Raw genomic sequence first — 19705 nt, 5'->3', positions numbered from 1 at the left:
CTTCATGTGTTAAAAACAAGAAAAGTAGGGCTCAGAAGCTCTACTTTTCTTGTTTTATATTGATGCTAATTTCGAGCACAGTATCAAAGGAAATTGTTTCGATTTTAAAGCGGTAGCTTCGGTCATAATGTTTGTATACTTTATTTTCAATTGTTTTTATTAACAATTCTTTGTTTTTTGCTACGCTTTGAACGTTTTTTGTTACGAGGTGCTGGAGGTCTTCTTGAAGAGAAGTAATCATATTTTCAAGAGTAACACGGTCTAAATCGTATTTATCATGATTCGGAATCTCAATTTTAATTTCTTGGATCGTTAAAAGGCTTTTATTTTCCTCATTTAATTTAGTACGATCTTCCGTAAGAACATGAAGATTCTTTTTTAGCCTTGTAATTTCCGTTTCCTGAAACACAATTTTTTTTGCATAATCTTCTTGAAAAACGCCGTATATGTACAAAAAAATAAACCAACTCAAAATCCCTCCAACGGCAGCGCCACCTAAAAATAAATACCACTTTTTAGCTATTGTAGCGCTTGGAACCCTCATACATGATCCTGCGTAATCCATTTAATAATAATAAGGCCGGTTTGCATGCCGCCTGTTGCGAAAAAAATAAGTAAAATTTGTTTCACAATATCTTTTGTGGCACCTTCGAAAAAGGTTCGTTCAAAGCTATAAAATGTATCAAAAGTTCCGCCAATTGCTGCAACGAGTGCCCAAATACGTAAGTTTTCTGCGAATTGTTTTATGGCAGTAAGAGCTGGTTTTCCAACAAGAAATGCTCCAATTCCTCCGATTAAAGAACCACCAAGCATTACTCCAAATGCAATAAAGTAAGTTGTAATGAGAAGAGAGAAAAAAGTTTGTCTTACATCCATCGTCATTCCCCTTTCTCCTCCATGTATATGGACAAAGTATAAGAAGTATGTTTTGATTTCCGCTTTCTTCATCACCTATAATGAAAGTAGTCAAATAGATAAAGAGAGGGTACAACAGTGAAGTTTGTGCATTTACAATGTCAAACCGTTTATAGTTTGTTAAAAAGTGCTTGTAAAATTGATGAACTTGTAAGCCGTGCGAAAGAGCTGGGATTTTCATCACTTACAATAACAGATGAAAATGTGATGTACGGAGTGATTCCATTTTATAAAGCATGTAAGAAGAATGGCGTGCGGCCAATTATCGGATTAACAGCCTCTGTTTTTAGTGAGGAAGAAGAGCAATCCTATCCGCTTGTACTGTTAGCAGAAAATGAGATAGGATACCAAAACTTATTGAAAATTTCTAGTACCATCATGACTAAGTCTAAAGACGGGATTCCGAAAAAGTGGCTTTCTCATTATGCAAAAGGGTTGATTGCGATTTCTCCAGGAAAAGATGGGGAAATTGAACAGTTATTGTTACAAGGAAGAGACGAGATTGCTGAAGAAGTAGCTCGTGCGTATCAAAATATGTTTGGAAGTTTTTATATGAGTTTGCAGCATCACGCAATTCAGGATGAACTATTCTTGCAAGAAAAATTACCACAATTTGCAAACGAAATAAACATTCCAGTCGTTGCGACAAATGATGTTCGTTATGTGAACCAAAGCGATGCGCTTGTGCAGGAATGCTTGCTATCTGTTCAGAGCGGAACAAAGATGACTGATCCAGACAGACCAAGGCTAAAAACAGATCAGTATTATTTAAAATCATCGGCTGAAATGGAAGCTTTATTTTCTCATGCAGAAGAAGCCCTTCAAAATACAGTTCGTATAGCTGAATGTTGCCACGTAGAAATTCCTTTCCACGTCAATCAATTGCCAAAGTTTCCTGTTCCATCTAACGAAACATCAGATGCTTATTTGCGCCGCATTTGTGAAGAGGGGCTAAATAAGCGATATGGAGCGATTCAAGATGTACATAGGAAACGTTTGAATCATGAACTTGAAGTTATCTCTCGCATGGGATTTAGTGATTATTTTCTCATTGTTTGGGACTTTATGAAATACGGACATGAGCATGGTATTTTAACAGGACCGGGCCGTGGCTCAGCAGCAGGTTCTCTTGTTTCTTATGTGTTAGAAATTACAGATATCGATCCAATTGAGTACAACTTGCTTTTTGAACGATTTCTAAATCCTGAACGTGTTACGCTTCCAGATATTGACATTGATTTTCCGGACATTAGACGTGATGAGATGATTCGTTATGTAAAAGATAAATATGGTCAACTTCGCGTTGCCCAAATTGTTACGTTCGGAACGCTTGCTGCAAAAGCAGCGATTCGGGATATCGCCCGCGTAATGGGGCTTCCGCCGAGAGATATTGACATATTTTCGAAACTGATTCCATCAAGGATTGGGATTACATTAAAAGAAGCACATGAAGAATCCGGGTCCCTTCGTGAATTTGTACAAGGAAATCTCTTGCATGAGCGTGTTTTTGAAATTGCGAAGCGTGTAGAAGGTTTACCACGTCATACGTCTATTCATGCAGCAGGAGTCATTATGAGTCAGGAGCCATTAACGGGAAGTGTTGCGATTCAAGAAGGACATAACGATGTATATGTAACGCAATATCCAGCAGAAGTGTTAGAAGAACTTGGTCTGTTAAAAATGGACTTCTTAGGCTTACGTAATTTAACGTTACTTGAAAATATTCTTACATTTATTGTGAACAAAACAGGTAAACAAATTGATATACGGAATTTACCTCTTCAAGATGAAAAGACATTCCAATTACTAGGAAGAGGAGATACAACAGGTGTATTCCAGCTCGAATCTCGGGGGATGCGGAATGTACTCCGCAGTTTAAAACCAAATGAGTTTGAAGATATTGTTGCCGTCAACGCTTTATATCGTCCAGGGCCAATGGAACAAATCCCAACCTTTATTGAGTCAAAGCATGGGAAGCGTCAAATTCATTATTTACATTCAGATTTAAAGCCAATTTTAAAAAGCACATATGGCGTTATTGTATACCAAGAACAGATTATGCAAATTGCTTCGCAGTTAGCGGGATTTTCACTCGGAGAAGCCGATTTGCTCCGCCGTGCAGTGAGTAAGAAAAACCGTGAGATTTTAGATCAAGAACGAAAGCATTTTGTACAAGGGTGTTTACGAAATGGATACGATGAAACATCTGCAGAACAAATTTATGATTTAATTGTTAGATTTGCAAATTACGGTTTTAACCGAAGCCATGCTGTAGCGTACAGTATGATTGGATATCAGCTCGCTTATTTAAAAGCGAATTATCCTTTAGAGTTTATGACGGCACTCTTATCCAGTGCGATAGGTAACGAAGATAAGATTGTGCAATATATACGTGAAACGAAGCGCAAAGGTTTTCATGTTTTACCGCCGTCTCTTCATAGAAGTAGTTATAATTTCCAAATAGAAGGGAATGCAATTCGCTATAGTTTACTTTCGATTCGAAATATCGGGATGGCTACAGTGAATGCGGTGATCGAGGAAAGAGAAAGAAATCCATTTCAAGATTTATTTGAGTTTTGTCTTCGTATGCCAGCAAAGTTTGTTACGGAGCGTAATTTAGAGGCATTTGTTTGGGCTGGCTGTTTCGATGATTTTCAAGTTTCGAGAACAACTTTGTTTAACAGTATTAAGGGTGCTTTAGAGTATGCAAGCCTTGCGCGTGAATTGGGGGAAGAAAGTGTCCCGAAATCAGTATACGTACAAGGAGAAGAGCTATCTTTTATTGAACAATTAAATAATGAGAAAGAAGCGCTTGGCTTTTATTTATCCAGTTATCCAACGGCGCAGTATGCAAAGCTTGTAAAAGAACTAGAAATTCCGTCTCTTGCGCAAGCGATGAGGCAAAAGCGAAACGTACAGCGTGCGATTGTTTATGTAACAGGTGTAAAAGTCATTCGGACGAAAAAATTGCAAAAAATGGCGTTCGTCACTTTTTGTGATCAAAATGATGAAATGGAAGCGGTTGTCTTTCCGGAGACGTATATTCATTTTTCGGAGAGGTTAAAAGAAGGTGAAATTGTTTTAGTGGAAGGGACGATTGAACAACGAAATCATAAATTGCAATGGATTGTGAACGGTCTTTATCCATTAGAACAAATGGATGTTTACAATGAAATGAAAGAAGCATCGATTTATGTAAAACTACCGTCGCAGTATGAAAAGAAGTTGTTAAATCAAGTTACAAAAATATTGTTTCACTATTCAGGTTTTGCGAAAGTACTAATTTATTATGAAAAGGAACATAAAATGGTACAATTATCTCGTAGTTTGTCAATTCATCCAAGTGAAGAATGTTTAGGAGCACTTCGCGAAATAGTCGGTGAGGAAAATGTTGTAGTGAAAATATAATGGACAATTTCCCTATAGTTCGATTATTATAGTAATAGTGTTCGTGGTCAGACCACTTGGAGAGAATGATATCAGCAAGAATAATTTGAGGAGAGTGGATAGTTTGTCAACACTTCGTGAAGAAGCACTTCACATGCATAAAGTGCATCAAGGAAAATTAGAAACTGTATCAAAAGTAAAAGTAGAAAATGCTAAAGACTTAAGTCTTGCGTATTCTCCAGGGGTTGCAGAACCTTGTAAAGAAATTTATGACGATAAAAGTAAGGTATATGAATATACAATGAAGGGAAACATGGTAGCAGTTGTGACGGACGGAACAGCTGTACTTGGTCTTGGTAATATCGGACCAGAAGCATCTCTTCCAGTAATGGAAGGTAAAGCTGTATTATTCAAAAGCTTTGCTGGCGTAGATGCATTCCCTATTGCTTTAAATACAAACGATGTAGATAAAATTGTTGAAACTGTAAAATTAATGGAGCCGACATTTGGCGGTGTAAACTTAGAGGATATTGCAGCACCCAACTGCTTTATCATTGAAGAACGTTTGAAAAAAGAAACAAATATTCCTGTATTCCATGATGATCAACACGGAACAGCTATCGTAACAGTAGCAGGTCTTGTAAACGCACTTAAGCTAGTTGGAAAGAAAATGTCTGACATTAAAGTTGTAGCAAATGGTGCAGGTGCAGCAGGTATTGCAATCATTAAACTTTTATATCGCTATGGTGTACGCGACATTATTATGTGTGACCGAAAAGGTGCGATTTATGAAGGTCGCCCTGTTGGTATGAATCCGGTGAAAGATGAAGTTGCAAAATATACGAATAAAAATCGTGTAGAAGGTTCATTAGCGGATGTTCTGCAAGGCGCGGATGTATTTATCGGTGTATCTGTAGCGGGTGCATTGACTGAGGAAATGGTTCGTACAATGAATGACGATGCAATTATTTTTGCAATGGCAAACCCAGTTCCAGAAATTATGCCGGAACTGGCAAAAGCAGCAGGAGCAGCTGTTGTTGGAACTGGTCGTTCTGACTTCCCGAACCAAGTAAATAATGTACTAGCGTTCCCTGGTATTTTCCGTGGTGCACTTGATGTACATGCTACGCAAATCAATGAAGAAATGAAAATGGCAGCTGTACAAGCCATTGCAGAGCTTGTAGCGGCAGATGAGCTAAATGCAGACTATATCATTCCAGCTCCGTTTGACGCGCGTGTAGCGCCTCAGGTGGCGGCTTATGTTGCAAAAGCTGCGATGGAGACAGGAGTAGCTCGCCGTCAAGTAGATCCAAATGAAATCGCTGAGAAAACAAAAAATTTAGCGTTGATTGGTAAAGAGTAAGCGAGGAATTTCTATTGACATCATCAAATACAAAAGTATATCTCGAAATTGTAAAGAAAATCCGTTCCATTATGGAAGAGGATGGTTTAGTCGCAGGTGATCGTTTACCATCTGAGCGCGAGTTAAGTGCGCGTTTAAACGTTGGGCGTTCATCTGTACGGGAAGCATTGCGAGCTTTAGAACTCGTAGGATTAATTGAAACAAGACGCGGTGAAGGAACGTTTATTCGAAACTTCTATGACAATGGTCTTGTTCAATTAATCGCACCATTTTTATTACAAGATGAGAAAACAATTCGTGATTTGTTACAGACGAAACGCTTGCTTGAAAAAGATGTTATTCGAATCGTATGTGATTTACCGAAAGAAACGTTTTCTAGTGTATTAGGTATGTTGAAACAAGTTCTTAAAAAGGACGAAAGTTCAATTCAGGAGTTTCATCAAATGTTTTTCAAAACACTTATTGAACGAGTGGACAATTATTTACTATATCGAATTTGGAGAATTGTAAATGATTACGTTGCGACTCTTTCTTATGAAATTTCACTAGAATCTATAGAAATCTATAGAAAGCTTTATGAAGTGTTATACGCGAAAAAAGAAGAAGAGGCGCTAAAAATTTATGATGAACTAATGGAAAACATACAGTTTCACTCGTAATGTATAAAATTTGTCGAAATGACCATGACACGTTATGACAAACAATCTATCGCATAGCGGTTAAAGTTAAACGTAAAGAGAGAGGTTATGAGTGCGTGTTCAAAAAAAGAGGATAAAGAGAGCTGAGTAGCTATCTTGACTGGACTGTTTGAACATCCTCTATTAGACAGATTGAGAAGACAAGGCTAACATCGATCTTTGGTGTTAGCCACATTTTCTTCCTAACCTTAGCTCTCAACAAAGGGGGTCAAATTGTGCTAAGAGATTTATTCGTAAAAAAGAAAAAGTACGCTGCAATTCCTTCAGAACAAGTACGAAGAGATGTACCGGACGGTGTTATGACAAAATGTCCGAAATGTAAGAAAATCATGTATACAAAAGAGCTTCTTAAAAATTTAAAAGTATGTGTAAACTGTGGCTATCATCATCCTATGAATGCATGGGAACGCCTTGATAGTGTATTGGACGAAGGTTCATTTCGTGAGTATGACAAAGAGATGGTTTCGTTAAATCCACTTGGGTTCCCAAATTATGAAGAAAAATTAGAGAGTGATCGCAAGAAAACAGAATTAAATGAAGCAGTTGTGACAGGTGAAGGAACAATTGATGAAATGCTTGTTGTGATTGCAGTAATGGATTCTCGCTTTCGAATGGGCAGCATGGGCTCTGTTGTAGGAGAAAAAATTGCACGTGCAGTTGAAAAAGCGTACGAATTACAAGTTCCATTTATTATCTTTACTGCATCGGGCGGTGCGCGTATGCAAGAAGGTATTTTAAGCTTAATGCAAATGGCAAAAACGAGCGTAGCTTTGAAAAAGCATAGCAATGCTGGAGGATTATTTATTTCTGTTATGACTCATCCGACGACAGGCGGTGTTTCAGCGAGTTTCGCTTCACTTGGTGACTATAATCTTGCAGAGCCAGGTGCACTTATCGGCTTTGCTGGTAGACGTGTAATTGAACAAACAGTGCGTGAGAAGTTGCCAGAAGACTTTCAAACGGCAGAATTTTTACTAGAGCACGGTCAATTGGATGCGGTTGTGCATCGCGATGATATGAGAGAGTCGCTCCGTAAGATTTTAGAAGTTCATCAAGGAGGGGAAACGGCTGTATGGCAGAGCTAGAATTTGAAAAACCAGTTGTTGAGCTAAGAAATAAGATTCGTGAACTGAAAGACTATACGAAAAACACCCAGATGGACTTCAGCGAGGAGATTCGTATTTTGGAAGACAAGCTAGAAAATTTAGAGGAAGAAATATACGGCAATATGAAAGTATGGGACCGCGTTCAAATTGCTCGTCATGCAGAACGACCGACAACGCTCGATTATATTGAGCACTTATTTACTGATTTTTTTGAATGTCATGGAGATCGTCTATATGGCGATGATGCAGCGATTGTCGGCGGCATAGCGAAATATGATGGCATGCCTGTAACAGTAATTGGGCACCAGCGCGGGAAAGATACGAAAGAAAATATTCGTCGTAATTTTGGAATGCCTCATCCAGAAGGATATCGAAAGGCGCTACGTTTAATGAAGCAAGCGGAGAAATTTAATCGTCCAATCATCTGCTTCATTGATACGAAAGGTGCTTATCCTGGGAAGGCTGCTGAAGAACGTGGGCAAAGTGAAGCAATTGCACGTAATTTATTCGAAATGGCAGGGCTTACTGTACCTGTGATTTGCATTGTTATCGGTGAAGGTGGCAGTGGTGGTGCGTTAGGTCTTGGAGTAGGAGATTACATTCATATGCTAGAAAATTCCACTTATTCTGTTATTACACCAGAGGGAGCGGCAGCGATTCTTTGGAAAGATGCAGGAAAAGCGAAAGAAGCTGCAGAAGCGATGAAAATCACGGCGGTGGATTTGAAAGAATTAGGTGTAATTGACGAAATTATTCCAGAAGCACGCGGCGGTGCGCATCGTAATATTTTAAAGCAATCAGAAAACATTGACTTAATGTTGAAAAAAACATTTGGGCAATTAAACGGTATTTCGAAAGATGAATTAATCGAAAAACGTTATGAAAAATATATGAAAATTGGGCAAGTTTCGTTTTCAAACGCTTCCATTTGGATAAAATAAGAAAAGCGTGCGTTCCATTTCGCGAATGCACGCTTTTATTGTGAAAAGACACATCTTCTCCATTGTATTTTTATATTTCTTCATGTTATTTTATTATAAGGTAAATAATCTTTATGAGGTGAGTACAAATGAAACGTATTGGTGTATTAACAAGTGGTGGAGATTCACCTGGTATGAATGCTGCCATTCGTGCAGTTGTTCGTAAAGCGATTTTCCATGATATAGAAGTATATGGTATCTATCATGGATACGCTGGATTAATTTCTGGTCACATTGAAAAATTAGAACTTGGTTCTGTTGGCGATATTATCCACCGCGGTGGTACAAAATTATATACAGCAAGATGTCCTGAGTTTAAAGACCCAGAAGTACGACTAAAAGGTATCGAGCAATTAAAGAAATTTGGCATTGAAGGACTTGTTGTTATTGGTGGAGACGGTTCTTACCAAGGTGCTAAAAAATTAACAGAGCAAGGATTCCCATGTGTCGGTGTACCAGGTACAATTGATAATGATATTCCTGGGACAGACTTCACAATTGGTTTCGATACAGCATTAAACACTGTTATTGATGCAATTGATAAAATTCGTGATACAGCTACATCTCATGAACGTACATATGTTATCGAAGTAATGGGGCGTCACGCTGGTGATATCGCATTATGGGCTGGTTTAGCAGATGGCGCAGAAACAATCTTAATTCCAGAAGAAGAGTATGACATGGAAGATGTTATTGCTCGTTTAAAACGTGGTAGTGAGCGTGGAAAGAAACATAGTATTATCGTTGTAGCAGAAGGTGTTGGAAGCGCGATTGACATCGGTAAACACATTGAAGAAGCAACAAACTTTGATACTCGTGTAACTGTATTAGGTCACGTACAACGTGGTGGATCACCAAGTGCACAAGATCGTGTATTAGCAAGCCGTCTTGGCGCTAGAGCAGTTGAACTGTTGATTGAAGGTAGAGGTGGACGCTGCGTTGGTATCCAAAATAACAAACTTGTTGATCATGACATTATCGAAGCGTTAGATCAAAAGCATACGATTGATAAAGATATGTATCAATTATCTAAAGAATTATCCATCTAATCGGCGTAATATCGAATATTTGGGAACGGTTTCATAATTTTCGGAGGTGCAATATGCGTAAAACTAAAATTGTATGTACTATAGGTCCTGCTAGTGAAAGTATTGAGAAATTAGAGCAATTAATCGAAGCGGGTATGAATGTTGCTCGTTTAAACTTCTCTCATGGTAGCCATGAAGAGCACGGAGCACGTATCAAAAACATTCGTGAAGCTTCAAAGAAAACTGGTAAAACAGTTGCGATCTTACTTGATACAAAAGGTCCAGAAATCCGTACACATGACTTCGTAGACGGACAAGCTGAGCTTGTAACAGGTGCAGAAGTAGTTCTCTCTACTGAGCAAGTATTAGGAACTGCAGAAAAGTTCTCTGTATCTTATGCTGGTCTTTATGAGGATGTAGACCCAGGTTCTCGTATTCTAATCGATGACGGCCTTATCGAACTAGAAGTAATCGAGAAAGCTGACGGAAACATCCGTACAAAAGTATTGAACAGCGGAACTGTGAAAAATAAAAAAGGTGTTAACGTACCAAACGTAAGCATTAAGCTTCCTGGTATCACTGAAAAAGACGTAAAAGATATCGTCTTCGGTATCGAGCAAAAAGTTGATTTCATCGCGGCATCTTTCGTTCGTAAAGCAGCTGACGTGTTAGAAATCCGTGAATTGTTAGAAGCGCATAATGCACAATTCATTCAAATCGTACCAAAAATTGAAAACCAAGAAGGTATCGATAACATCGATTCTATCTTAGAAGTTTCTGACGGTTTAATGGTAGCTCGTGGTGACATGGGTGTAGAAATTCCACCAGAAGAAGTGCCGCTAGTACAAAAACGTCTAATCAAAAAATGTAACGTATTAGGTAAACCGGTTATTACTGCAACACAAATGTTAGATTCTATGCAACGTAACCCACGTCCAACTCGTGCGGAAGCAAGTGACGTAGCGAACGCAATCTTTGATGGTACAGATGCAATCATGCTTTCTGGTGAAACTGCAGCGGGACAATACCCAGTAGAAGCAGTAACAATGATGGCGAACATCGCAGTACGTGTTGAAAAATCATTGCAATACGAAGATATGTTCAAAAAGCGTATTAAAGAGTTCACTCCAACAATTACAGATGCAATTAGTCAATCTGTTGCACACACAGCGCTTGCTCTTGATGTAGCTGCAATCGTAGCTCCAACAGAAAGTGGATATACTGCAAAAATGATCTCTAAATATCGTCCGAAATCTCCAATCGTAGCTGTAACAACTGACGAGCAAGTGGGCCGTCGTCTTGCACTTGTTTGGGGTGTACAAGCGTTTATGGCTGAAAAACGTGCAGCATCTACTGATGAAATGTTAGATACTGCAATTCAAACAGGTATGGATGCAGGTCTAATCGGACTTGGAGATACAGTTGTAATTACTGCTGGTGTACCAGTTGCTGAAACTGGTACAACAAACTTAATGAAAATCCATGTTGTTGGTGAAGAAATCGCTAAAGGACAAGGGATTGGTCGCAAAGCTGCAAAAGGTAAAGTAGTTGTAGCGAAAACAGCTGCAGAAGCTGTAGCGAACGTAACAGAAGGTGACATCCTTGTTACAACAAGCACTGATAAAGATATGATTCCTGCAATTGAAAAAGCTGCAGCTCTAGTTGTAGAAGAAGGTGGCTTAACAAGCCATGCGGCTGTTGTAGGTGTATCAATCGGTATCCCGGTTATCGTTGGTGTAAACGGTGTAACAACGACTTTAAAAAATGGCCAAGAAGTAACAGTTGATGCAGCGCGCGGAATTGTTTATAATGGACATGCGGAAGTGCTATAAGAAGTAATATGGAGAGAAGGATCGGAGTCCTTCTCTTTTTTTTGCAATTTAAATACAAAAACCATTCTGAAAAAAGAAATCTTCGGTAGTGGGAAAGGGATTTCTTTTTTGTTTGATGTTTTGTGGGTTATTTTTAGGGTGTGAGGAAATCGAGAGAGTCTAATTAGGCTGTTGGGTAGCATGAGTATCTTACTTCCTGTAAATAGTATGATGAAGGAGGATGAGGGAATGAAGTGGCTTCTTTTTCTTTTAATTTTAATCCCTGCTGTTGAAATAACAGTATTAATTGGATCTAGTCATTTAATTGGTATGTGGCCGACGTTTGCTATGATCGTGTTTACAGGTGTACTTGGCGCTTATTTAGCAAAACGACAAGGGCTTATAGTATTGAAGGAGATTCAATTTCGGTTAAATAGAGGTGAAATGCCAGGAGATGCTGTATTAGATGGTATTTTTGTTTTTATAGGTGGACTTCTTCTTTTGACACCAGGATATGTGACGGATGTAATCGGGTTTATTTTTATATTTTCGGTAACACGACAGCCGTTTAAGTTCATGATGATTAAATGGTTAGAGCGGAAAATAAGAAGAAACACGACAATTATTGTACAAAAATAACACTTGAAACAGAAATGTTTTAAGTGTTATTTTTTTGTCGAAATATAAAGTGTATATTTATTCATTTGTAGAAAAAGGAAGAAAAAGGATTGATATTTATGTTGAAAATAGAATAAAAATACAAAGGAATTCTCGGTTGTATTATTTTATGCAAAAAACAAGGGAATCCCCCATTTATTATAGGGAATTCCCTTGCTTATTTTATTGCGAACAACGACTATTGTGGGAAATTTATTTTAATGGTGTGCCTTTAATAAACTTCCATAAATCATGAAATACATGAGCTTTGTGCAATGTGTTTAATAATACTAATGTAACTGGGCCAATAATTAATCCTAAGAAACCATATAGCTTAAACCCAACGAATAACGCAATAAGTGTTGGTAATGGATCGAGTCCGATGTTGGAGGATAACACTTTCGGTTCCATAATTTGTCTTTGAACAATGACAACAATATATAAAATAAGTAGACCAATTGTGAAAGCTGTGTCCCCTGTGAAAAATACATATATAATCCAAGGAACAAAGACTGCTCCCGTTCCTAAATAAGGAAGTAAGTCTACAATTCCTGTAATGATTGCGATTGTGATGGCGTATGGTACGCGCAAAATTAATAGTCCAATTAGTACGATGACGGTGGTCATAGATACAAGTGTGAGTTGTGCTTTTACAAATCCAAATAATGCTTTTCGTAAATCAACAAAAATAGTCTTTCCGTATCCGTGTATGCGATTTGGAAGTAATCGCTTTACTTTATGAGCGAGTGTATGCCAATCAAAACTAATAAAGAAAGTCGCTAATAGGATGAAGACGAGGACTGTTAAAGTTGTTGGGAGTGCACTGATGAAATTTGTTAATCCACTTATAATGGCGGTTAACAGCTCTTTCATTTGCTTTGTTGCTTCCGTTCCTAGATTTTGAATGTTTTGTGTAATTGTATATTGTTGTGATTCACCAAGATGATTAAATTTAGAAATTAAATCATCATATAAAGGCATAATATTATTGAGTGCAAATTGCTGTGCATACTGTACAATTGCTGGAAACTTTTCTGTGACGATTTGTAGTAAGTAAGTTGTGGCGGAAATCGCTTCTGTCACAAGATATGTAACAAGTCCGACGATGGCACCGAACACGAGAATTAAGCTGACGAGTACCGCTAAGGCACGAGGGAATTGTAGTTTTTGATTGAGAAAATTTACGACTGGATTAATCAAATAAGCAAAAGCTAATGCGATGATAAAAGGGTATATAAGACCTGAAACATACAAAAGCGCATAAAACCCAATTGTTGTTGCTAAAATGACAAATATAAGTCGCAATACGATATACAGTGAGTTTCGATTCAAAGGTGCTTACCTCCCATTCCAAATTGTATTTATGTTATAGTGGAATGATGGATTTATCCTGCTATTCACGGGCAGTATGAATTACTTCAATGTACGAAGTAATCGGCGCGTAAAAGCTTGACGGTGAAGGCTAATCAATAGTAAATGTTTTCTCTGTACTGATTGACGAGAGCTTCACTTTACCTACTTTTTATTTTACCGGTTTCTTATAAGAAAAGAAAGAAGTGTGCTTTTCTTTCTCGGTAAATATAAAAACAACTTATTTTGGTCTCGTTTAGAGCGTTTAAGGTCTGCTGTATCATCTATATTGATTGATAAATACTCTTGCCTATATCGTGTATAACGATATGTTTAACAGCGATTTACTTTGTAAACAGGTTCATTATTTTCAGAAAGGAAGTGTAATCATGATTAGTCAATCAACGTTATTTTTATTCATACTACTTATTATTGGGCTTATTGCTAAAAATCAATCGCTCACTGTAGCGGTTGGCGTTTTATTTTTATTAAAGTGGACGTTTCTAGGAGAGAAAATTCTTCCATATTTACAAACGAAAGGAATTAATCTTGGTGTAACGGTTATTACGATTGCGGTTCTTGTTCCGATCGCTACGGGTGAAATTGGATTTAAGCAGCTTGGTGAAGCAGCTAAATCGTATTATGCATGGATTGCGCTCGCTTCAGGGATAGCGGTTGCTTTGTTAGCGAAGGGTGGTGTGCAGTTATTAACGAACGATCCTCATATTACAACTGCGCTTGTATTTGGAACAATTATTGCAGTTGCATTATTTAATGGAGTTGCTGTAGGACCATTAATTGGAGCTGGAATTGCCTATGCTGTGATGAACATTATACAGATGTTTAAGTGAAAAATTTTATAGTAATATAAAATTTTTGAATTCTTTCCATTCACAAAAGTCAGATAATTGTTTATAATAGAATTAGAAAACATGTAAAGGCTACATAGCAACGAAGACTTACACCAGATAAAATAAAAACAACATAAAATAATTTTCTGCTGACATTGTTTTATGTTGTTTTTATCATAAACTCTTCGAAACTAGTTTTCCTCACCATCTATTGTTCTAAGCGTGAGGATTCGGAGAGAAACTCACGCTCATGCTTTGATAAAGCAATGGAACAACGAGATGGGAACACCACAACAAATTTGCATGATCGTGCATTTTGCTTGCCTAAAGAGTGAACGGGCGTTCATAATTTAGGAGGGAAGCAAACAGATATAAGGGAGCAAGGTTGGGAGAATTTTCAGGAAAAGGAGAGAATGTCATGACTGTTATTCGAGGATTAGAAGGGGTAGTAGCAACAACATCATCTGTGAGTTCTATTATTGATGATACATTAACGTATGTTGGGTATAATATTGATGATTTAGCGGAAAATGCTACGTTTGAAGAAGTGGTATATTTATTATGGCACCGTAAACTTCCTAATGAAGAGGAAGTAAATGAGTTAAAAGAAACTCTATCTGAATATTCTAAAGTTCCAAGTGAGATTTTATCATATTTAAAACAAGTAGATTTAAAGATTGCACATCCGATGTCTGTTTTACGAACTGCGATTTCCATGTTATCATTATACGATGAGAGCGCTGAATTAATGGATGAGAAGTCCAATTATTTGAAAGCGGTTAAATTACAGGCTCAAGTAGGGACTCTTGTTGCAGCGTATGCAAGAATTCGTAAAGGTTTAGAAGTGGTTGAGCCACGAAAAGATTTATCATTAGCTGCAAACTTTATTTATATGTTAAATAACCGCGAACCAAATGAAGTGGAAATTGAAGCTTTTGATAAAGCTCTTGTACTTCATGCGGATCATGAATTAAATGCTTCTACATTTACAGCTCGCGTTTGCGTTGCGACACTTTCAGACGTATATTCTGGTATTACAGCAGCGATTGGTGCTTTAAAAGGACCTCTTCACGGCGGAGCGAATGAAAATGTAATGAAGATGTTAAAAGAAATTGGCGAAGAAGAAAATGTAGAATCCTATATTCATAACGCACTTCAAAATAAGGTGAAAATTATGGGATTTGGCCATCGCGTATATGAGCACGGTGATCCTCGCGCGAAACATTTACGTGAAATGTCTAAGAAATTATGCGTGCTTTTAGGGGAAGAAAAATGGTATAATATGTCTATCAAAATCGAAGACATTGTCACAAAAGAAAAAGGTCTTCCACCAAATGTCGATTTCTATTCTGCTTCTGTTTACCATTGTTTAGGAATTGATCATGATTTATTTACACCAATCTTTGCAATCAGTCGTATGTCAGGTTGGTTAGCTCATATTCTAGAACAATATGAAAATAACCGCTTAATTCGTCCGCGTGCTGATTATAATGGACCAACGCACCAACGCTATGTTCCATTAGCACAACGATAAGTTAAAAACACTATTTAGATAGTGGAAATACGCTTTCAAAAATCTGATTTTTTCGCAAAGATATAATGATTGGAATATTTTAATTTGACTAACGGTTTGAACTGAGGGTTTTATTCCCTCAGTTTCACACATATGAAATTTCAAACATGGGGGTTATCACAGTGACGACAGGAGAAAAAATTACTGTAACGAATGGTGTTATGAATGTACCAAACAATCCGATTATTCCTTTTATTGAAGGTGATGGAATTGGACCAGATATTTGGGCGGCAGCATCTCGTGTATTAGAAGCAGCTGTTGAAAAAGCTTATGATGGTGAGAAGAAAATCGTTTGGAAAGAAGTGCTTGCAGGGGAAAAAGCATTCAACCAAACAGGTGAATGGTTACCAGAAGAGACGTTAAATGAAATTCGCGAATATTTAATCGCGATTAAAGGCCCACTTACAACGCCTGTTGGTGGCGGCATTCGTTCTCTAAACGTAGCGCTTCGTCAAGAGTTAGACTTATACGTATGTTTACGTCCAGTTCGTTATTTTGAAGGTGTTCCTTCACCTGTAAAACGTCCGGAAGATACTGATATGGTGATTTTCCGTGAAAATACAGAAGACATTTATGCTGGTATTGAATATGCACAAGGATCTCCAGAAGCACAAAAAGTGCTTGAGTTCTTAAAAGAAACAATGGGTGTAAACAAAATTCGCTTCCCAGAAACATCAGGGATTGGTATTAAACCAATTTCAGAAGAAGGAACAAAGCGTCTTGTTCGTGCTGCAATTCAATATGCAATTAACGAAAAACGCTCTTCTGTTACATTAGTTCATAAAGGAAACATTATGAAATTTACAGAAGGTGCCTTCAAAAACTGGGGTTATGAAGTTGCGGAACAAGAATTCGGCGATAAAGTATTCACTTGGTCTGAATATGACCGTATTGTTGAAAAAGATGGTAAAGATGCAGCGAATAAAGCGATGACAGAGGCTGAAGCAGCTGGTAAAATCATTGTTAAAGATTCTATTGCAGATATCTTCTTACAACAAATTTTAACACGTCCACGTGAGTTTGATGTTGTTGCAACAATGAACTTAAATGGTGATTATATTTCTGATGCACTTGCAGCACAAGTAGGTGGCATTGGTATTGCACCTGGTGCAAACATTAACTATGTTACTGGACATGCTATTTTTGAAGCGACACATGGTACAGCTCCAAAATATGCAGGTTTAGATAAAGTAAATCCATCTTCTGTTCTTCTTTCAGGAGTATTATTATTAGAGCATTTAGGATGGAATGAAGCTGCGAAATTAGTAACTGCTTCAGTAGAAAAAACAATTGCTTCAAAAGTGGTAACATATGACTTCGCACGTCTTATGGATGGCGCAACTGAAGTGAAATGTTCCGAATTTGCTGATGCCCTTATTAACAATATGGACTTAGCGGTAATCAAAAACGCATAATTCAAAGTGGGGGAGAAATTATGACAATCAAACGCAAAAAAGTATCAGTCATCGGTGCAGGATTTACCGGAGCAACAACAGCGTTTTTATTAGCTCAAAAAGAGCTTGCAGATGTTGTATTAGTGGACATTCCACAACTGGAGAATCCAACAAAAGGGAAAGCGTTAGATATGTTAGAAGCAAGCCCTGTACAAGGTTTTGATGCTAACATTATCGGCACATCTGATTACGTAGATACTGCTGATTCTGACGTTGTTGTTATTACAGCAGGAATTGCACGTAAACCAGGTATGAGCCGTGATGATTTAGTAGCAACAAACTCTAAAATTATGAAAAGTATTACGAAAGATATCGCAAAACATTCACCAAACGCAATTATTGTTGTGTTAACAAATCCAGTTGATGCAATGACATATTCTGTATTTAAAGAAGCTGGATTCCCGAAAGAGCGTGTTATCGGTCAATCTGGTGTATTAGATACAGCGCGTTTCCGTACATTCATCGCACAAGAATTAAATCTTTCTGTTAAAGACATTACAGGATTCGTTCTTGGTGGCCACGGTGATGACATGGTGCCTCTTGTACGTTATTCTTACGCAGGTGGTATTCCATTAGAAACATTAATTCCTGCAGAACGCTTAGAAGCAATCGTAGAACGTACGCGTAAAGGCGGCGGCGAAATTGTAAGTTTACTAGGAAACGGTAGTGCATACTACGCGCCAGCTGCTTCTTTAGTTGAAATGACTGAAGCGATTTTAAAAGATCAACGCCGCGTATTACCAGCTATCGCATACCTTGAAGGTGAATATGGCTATAGCGACCTTTACCTAGGTGTACCAGTAATTCTAGGTGGTAACGGAATTGAAAAAATTATTGAATTAGAACTTCGTGAAGAAGAAAAAGAAGCGTTAGATCGTTCAGTAGAATCTGTACGTAACGTTATGAAAGTTCTTATTTAATACAAAATATATGTTAGAAAAAGATTCGGGGACCCGAATCTTTTTCTACTATTTAGAGGATTATTTTTTTAAAATAATATGAAAACGCTATCATTAATTATGTCCTACAATGGGAACATAGACTTATAATATACATTGCCCTCATTATAGTAGCGCTTCGGATAATATATTGCTTTTGGTAGGATAATAAAATAAAAATTGGAGGGGGATTGTAACATGTTAAAGAAAAAAATTCAAATTGGTCGTCGAATGGATGAGATTACAGTAGGAGAAAAGTTATCTATCACTGAAAAAATTGAGGATAAAGATCTGTTATTGTATTTAGGATTAACAAATGATTCAAATCCATTATATATTCAGCATGATTACGCATCCCAAACTCCGTATGAAAAACCAATTGTACCAAGCATTATGTTAACGGGTATGATTACAACGGCAGTTACGAAATATTTACCAGGTCCAGGCAGTCATGTTGTTAGGAAGGACCTGACTTTTGTGAAGCCTGTACATCATTATGAAACTTTGCAAATTCATTTTGAAGTTATAGCAGTTGCGAGGGAAGAGCATACGATTGATATGCGTGTATTCGCTTATGATGAAAAAGAAGAAGTGGTTGTGAAAGGTGTACTAACAGTAGCGCCGCCTTACAAATCAGCTTCTATTTTAGAAAAAGCATTGGATAATTTTTAATAATGAGTTAGTAAGAGTGTAATGAAAAATAGTGCTAACCTATTATATGCTAGGTTAGCACTATTTTTTTATCCCGCATTAACGGACAGTAACACTCCCACCTCAAAATTCAGCGAAAGCAAAGAAGTTAGGTGGGAGATGAATTGTCCGTAAAAGCCCGATTCGTTCAACTAATAATCAGTGGGGGACGAAGAAAACCCCCACTGATTAAAGTTTTACTTTATAGGATCGAATGTAAGTATAACTTAACTGAAAAACCCTTCTGCAAACCCTTCTGAGAAATCAGAGATGCCAGTTTGTAATGTTTCCCAGTTTGAAAAGCCGGCAGTAAAACCAACTACAAATAATAAAGCGAAGCCAGATAATACCCAATTTTTACGATTCATTTTGAATTCGCTCCTTAATAGTTTAATCTTTATATTAAAATTTAATTATATTGATTATTACATTTTAAGGAGATATAAGTCAAATGGATACCTGTTTTTAGCCACGTGGCCAAAGAATAATAAACACACCGACAAGGCAAACAGCTGCACCAGCCCAATCGAACAAATCAGGTGTTTTCTTATCAACCATCCATCCCCATAATAAACTCATGAGAATAAATACACCGCCATAAGCTGCGTATACACGTCCGAAACTAGAAAATACTTGGAATGTGGCAATTACACCATATAAACATAAAATGATTCCTCCCATTAGACCGAACCAGATGGAACCACCTTCTCGTATCCATTTCCAGATGAGATATCCACCACCAATTTCAGCTAGTCCGGCAAGAATGAAAATAACGGCTGCTTTAAACATGAATATGTACCATCGCTTTCTATTAGATATATTTTCCTATATAACTATAGCACAATCAAACTTAGTGAATGGACAATTCTATTGAGAGGGGGATTGTTTTCTAGTATGATGGAAA

General features: G+C 37.5%; 18 protein-coding genes. 13 read left to right on the top strand and 5 right to left on the bottom strand.

Annotation, left to right across the window (positions count from 1 at the left end; genetic code table 11):
- Positions 1-40 precede the first annotated feature (40 nt).
- Positions 41-544, bottom strand: a complete 504-nt coding sequence (gene ytrI, locus C564_RS0103840; protein WP_018764469.1) for a sporulation membrane protein YtrI — start codon at positions 542-544, stop codon at positions 41-43.
- Entirely contained in the window at positions 541-876 is a 336-nt protein-coding gene (locus tag C564_RS0103835) for a YtrH family sporulation protein (RefSeq protein WP_026008455.1), read from the bottom strand. Before C564_RS0103835 ends, ytrI begins: the two co-directional genes overlap by 4 nt.
- Positions 877-993: 117 nt before the next feature.
- Between C564_RS0103835 and dnaE the strand changes: the two genes are divergently transcribed.
- The 8 genes from dnaE (at position 994) to C564_RS0103795 (ending at position 11927) form a co-directional block, all read left to right on the top strand.
- Positions 994-4323, top strand: a complete 3330-nt coding sequence (gene dnaE, locus C564_RS0103830) for a DNA polymerase III subunit alpha (RefSeq protein ID WP_018764467.1) — start codon at positions 994-996, stop codon at positions 4321-4323.
- 133 nt (positions 4324-4456) lie between these two features.
- A complete protein-coding gene (locus C564_RS0103825; RefSeq protein WP_162473037.1) occupies positions 4457-5665 on the top strand; it encodes an NAD(P)-dependent malic enzyme in 1209 nt (402 codons plus the stop codon).
- A gap of 14 nt (positions 5666-5679) precedes the next feature.
- A complete protein-coding gene (locus C564_RS0103820) occupies positions 5680-6324 on the top strand; it encodes a FadR/GntR family transcriptional regulator (protein ID WP_003200956.1) in 645 nt (214 codons plus the stop codon).
- A 254-nt stretch (positions 6325-6578) separates the two neighbouring features.
- On the top strand, positions 6579-7448 hold the full coding sequence (accD, locus tag C564_RS0103815) for an acetyl-CoA carboxylase, carboxyltransferase subunit beta (RefSeq protein ID WP_003200958.1): 870 nt from the start codon (positions 6579-6581) through the stop codon (positions 7446-7448).
- On the top strand, positions 7436-8410 hold the full coding sequence (accA, locus tag C564_RS0103810; protein WP_018764465.1) for an acetyl-CoA carboxylase carboxyl transferase subunit alpha: 975 nt from the start codon (positions 7436-7438) through the stop codon (positions 8408-8410). The genes accD and accA overlap by 13 nt, the downstream gene beginning before the upstream one ends.
- 128 nt (positions 8411-8538) lie before the next feature.
- A complete protein-coding gene (pfkA, locus tag C564_RS0103805) occupies positions 8539-9498 on the top strand; it encodes a 6-phosphofructokinase (RefSeq protein ID WP_003200961.1) in 960 nt (319 codons plus the stop codon).
- 53 nt (positions 9499-9551) lie between these two features.
- Positions 9552-11309 (top strand): pyruvate kinase, encoded by a 1758-nt coding sequence (gene pyk, locus C564_RS0103800; RefSeq protein ID WP_006096173.1) that lies wholly within the window; start codon positions 9552-9554, stop codon positions 11307-11309.
- A gap of 228 nt (positions 11310-11537) precedes the next feature.
- Positions 11538-11927: an FxsA family protein gene (locus C564_RS0103795; protein ID WP_018764464.1), complete on the top strand. Its 390-nt coding sequence runs from the start codon at positions 11538-11540 to the stop codon at positions 11925-11927.
- A 231-nt stretch (positions 11928-12158) separates the two neighbouring features.
- On the opposite strand, the gene ytvI is transcribed toward C564_RS0103795, so the two are convergent.
- The gene (ytvI, locus tag C564_RS0103790) at positions 12159-13277 is read right to left on the bottom strand and encodes a sporulation integral membrane protein YtvI (protein WP_018764463.1); all 1119 of its coding nucleotides are present in this window, start codon (positions 13275-13277) and stop codon (positions 12159-12161) included.
- A gap of 407 nt (positions 13278-13684) precedes the next feature.
- On the opposite strand from ytvI, the gene C564_RS0103785 reads away from it, so the two are divergent.
- From C564_RS0103785 to C564_RS0103765, 5 genes are all read left to right on the top strand, one after another.
- Positions 13685-14146, top strand: coding sequence for a DUF441 domain-containing protein (locus tag C564_RS0103785; protein WP_003200968.1), 462 nt, complete (start codon positions 13685-13687; stop codon positions 14144-14146).
- Between the two features lie 385 nt (positions 14147-14531).
- Positions 14532-15680, top strand: a complete 1149-nt coding sequence (citZ, locus tag C564_RS0103780) for a citrate synthase (RefSeq protein ID WP_018764462.1) — start codon at positions 14532-14534, stop codon at positions 15678-15680.
- Positions 15681-15841: 161 nt separating this feature from the next.
- Positions 15842-17134 (top strand): NADP-dependent isocitrate dehydrogenase, encoded by a 1293-nt coding sequence (gene icd / locus C564_RS0103775; RefSeq protein ID WP_018764461.1) that lies wholly within the window; start codon positions 15842-15844, stop codon positions 17132-17134.
- A gap of 20 nt (positions 17135-17154) precedes the next feature.
- Entirely contained in the window at positions 17155-18093 is a 939-nt protein-coding gene (mdh, locus tag C564_RS0103770; protein ID WP_006096176.1) for a malate dehydrogenase, read from the top strand.
- A 216-nt stretch (positions 18094-18309) separates the two neighbouring features.
- Complete coding sequence (locus C564_RS0103765; protein ID WP_018764460.1) at positions 18310-18783, top strand: MaoC/PaaZ C-terminal domain-containing protein; 474 nt, start codon at positions 18310-18312, stop codon at positions 18781-18783.
- A gap of 245 nt (positions 18784-19028) precedes the next feature.
- On the opposite strand, the gene C564_RS36660 is transcribed toward C564_RS0103765, so the two are convergent.
- On the bottom strand, positions 19029-19169 hold the full coding sequence (locus C564_RS36660) for a hypothetical protein (protein WP_003200980.1): 141 nt from the start codon (positions 19167-19169) through the stop codon (positions 19029-19031).
- A gap of 97 nt (positions 19170-19266) precedes the next feature.
- Positions 19267-19590, bottom strand: a complete 324-nt coding sequence (locus C564_RS0103755) for a YnfA family protein (RefSeq protein ID WP_003200983.1) — start codon at positions 19588-19590, stop codon at positions 19267-19269.
- Between the last annotated feature and the right edge of the window lie 115 nt (positions 19591-19705).

This window comes from Bacillus sp. 105MF, from assembly GCF_000374885.1.
Classification (GTDB): Bacteria; Bacillota; Bacilli; order Bacillales; family Bacillaceae_G; genus Bacillus_A; species Bacillus_A pseudomycoides.
The sequence above is the reverse complement of the archived record's forward strand: the minus strand, read 5'-3'. Positions and strand labels throughout refer to the sequence as shown.

What these genes read in the sequence shown, in the direction of transcription:
- ytrI (WP_018764469.1), bottom strand. Translation starts at nt 544, where the DNA reads ATGAGGGTTCCAAGCGCTACAATAGCTAAAAAGTGGTATTTATTTTTA.
- C564_RS0103835 (WP_026008455.1), bottom strand. Translation starts at nt 876, where the DNA reads ATGGATGTAAGACAAACTTTTTTCTCTCTTCTCATTACAACTTACTTT.
- C564_RS0103825 (WP_162473037.1), top strand. Translation starts at nt 4,457, where the DNA reads ATGCATAAAGTGCATCAAGGAAAATTAGAAACTGTATCAAAAGTAAAA.
- accA (WP_018764465.1), top strand. Translation starts at nt 7,436, where the DNA reads ATGGCAGAGCTAGAATTTGAAAAACCAGTTGTTGAGCTAAGAAATAAG.
- pfkA (WP_003200961.1), top strand. Translation starts at nt 8,539, where the DNA reads ATGAAACGTATTGGTGTATTAACAAGTGGTGGAGATTCACCTGGTATG.
- pyk (WP_006096173.1), top strand. Translation starts at nt 9,552, where the DNA reads ATGCGTAAAACTAAAATTGTATGTACTATAGGTCCTGCTAGTGAAAGT.
- C564_RS0103795 (WP_018764464.1), top strand. Translation starts at nt 11,538, where the DNA reads ATGAAGTGGCTTCTTTTTCTTTTAATTTTAATCCCTGCTGTTGAAATA.
- C564_RS0103785 (WP_003200968.1), top strand. Translation starts at nt 13,685, where the DNA reads ATGATTAGTCAATCAACGTTATTTTTATTCATACTACTTATTATTGGG.
- mdh (WP_006096176.1), top strand. Translation starts at nt 17,155, where the DNA reads ATGACAATCAAACGCAAAAAAGTATCAGTCATCGGTGCAGGATTTACC.
- C564_RS0103765 (WP_018764460.1), top strand. Translation starts at nt 18,310, where the DNA reads ATGTTAAAGAAAAAAATTCAAATTGGTCGTCGAATGGATGAGATTACA.
- C564_RS36660 (WP_003200980.1), bottom strand. Translation starts at nt 19,169, where the DNA reads ATGAATCGTAAAAATTGGGTATTATCTGGCTTCGCTTTATTATTTGTA.
- C564_RS0103755 (WP_003200983.1), bottom strand. Translation starts at nt 19,590, where the DNA reads ATGTTTAAAGCAGCCGTTATTTTCATTCTTGCCGGACTAGCTGAAATT.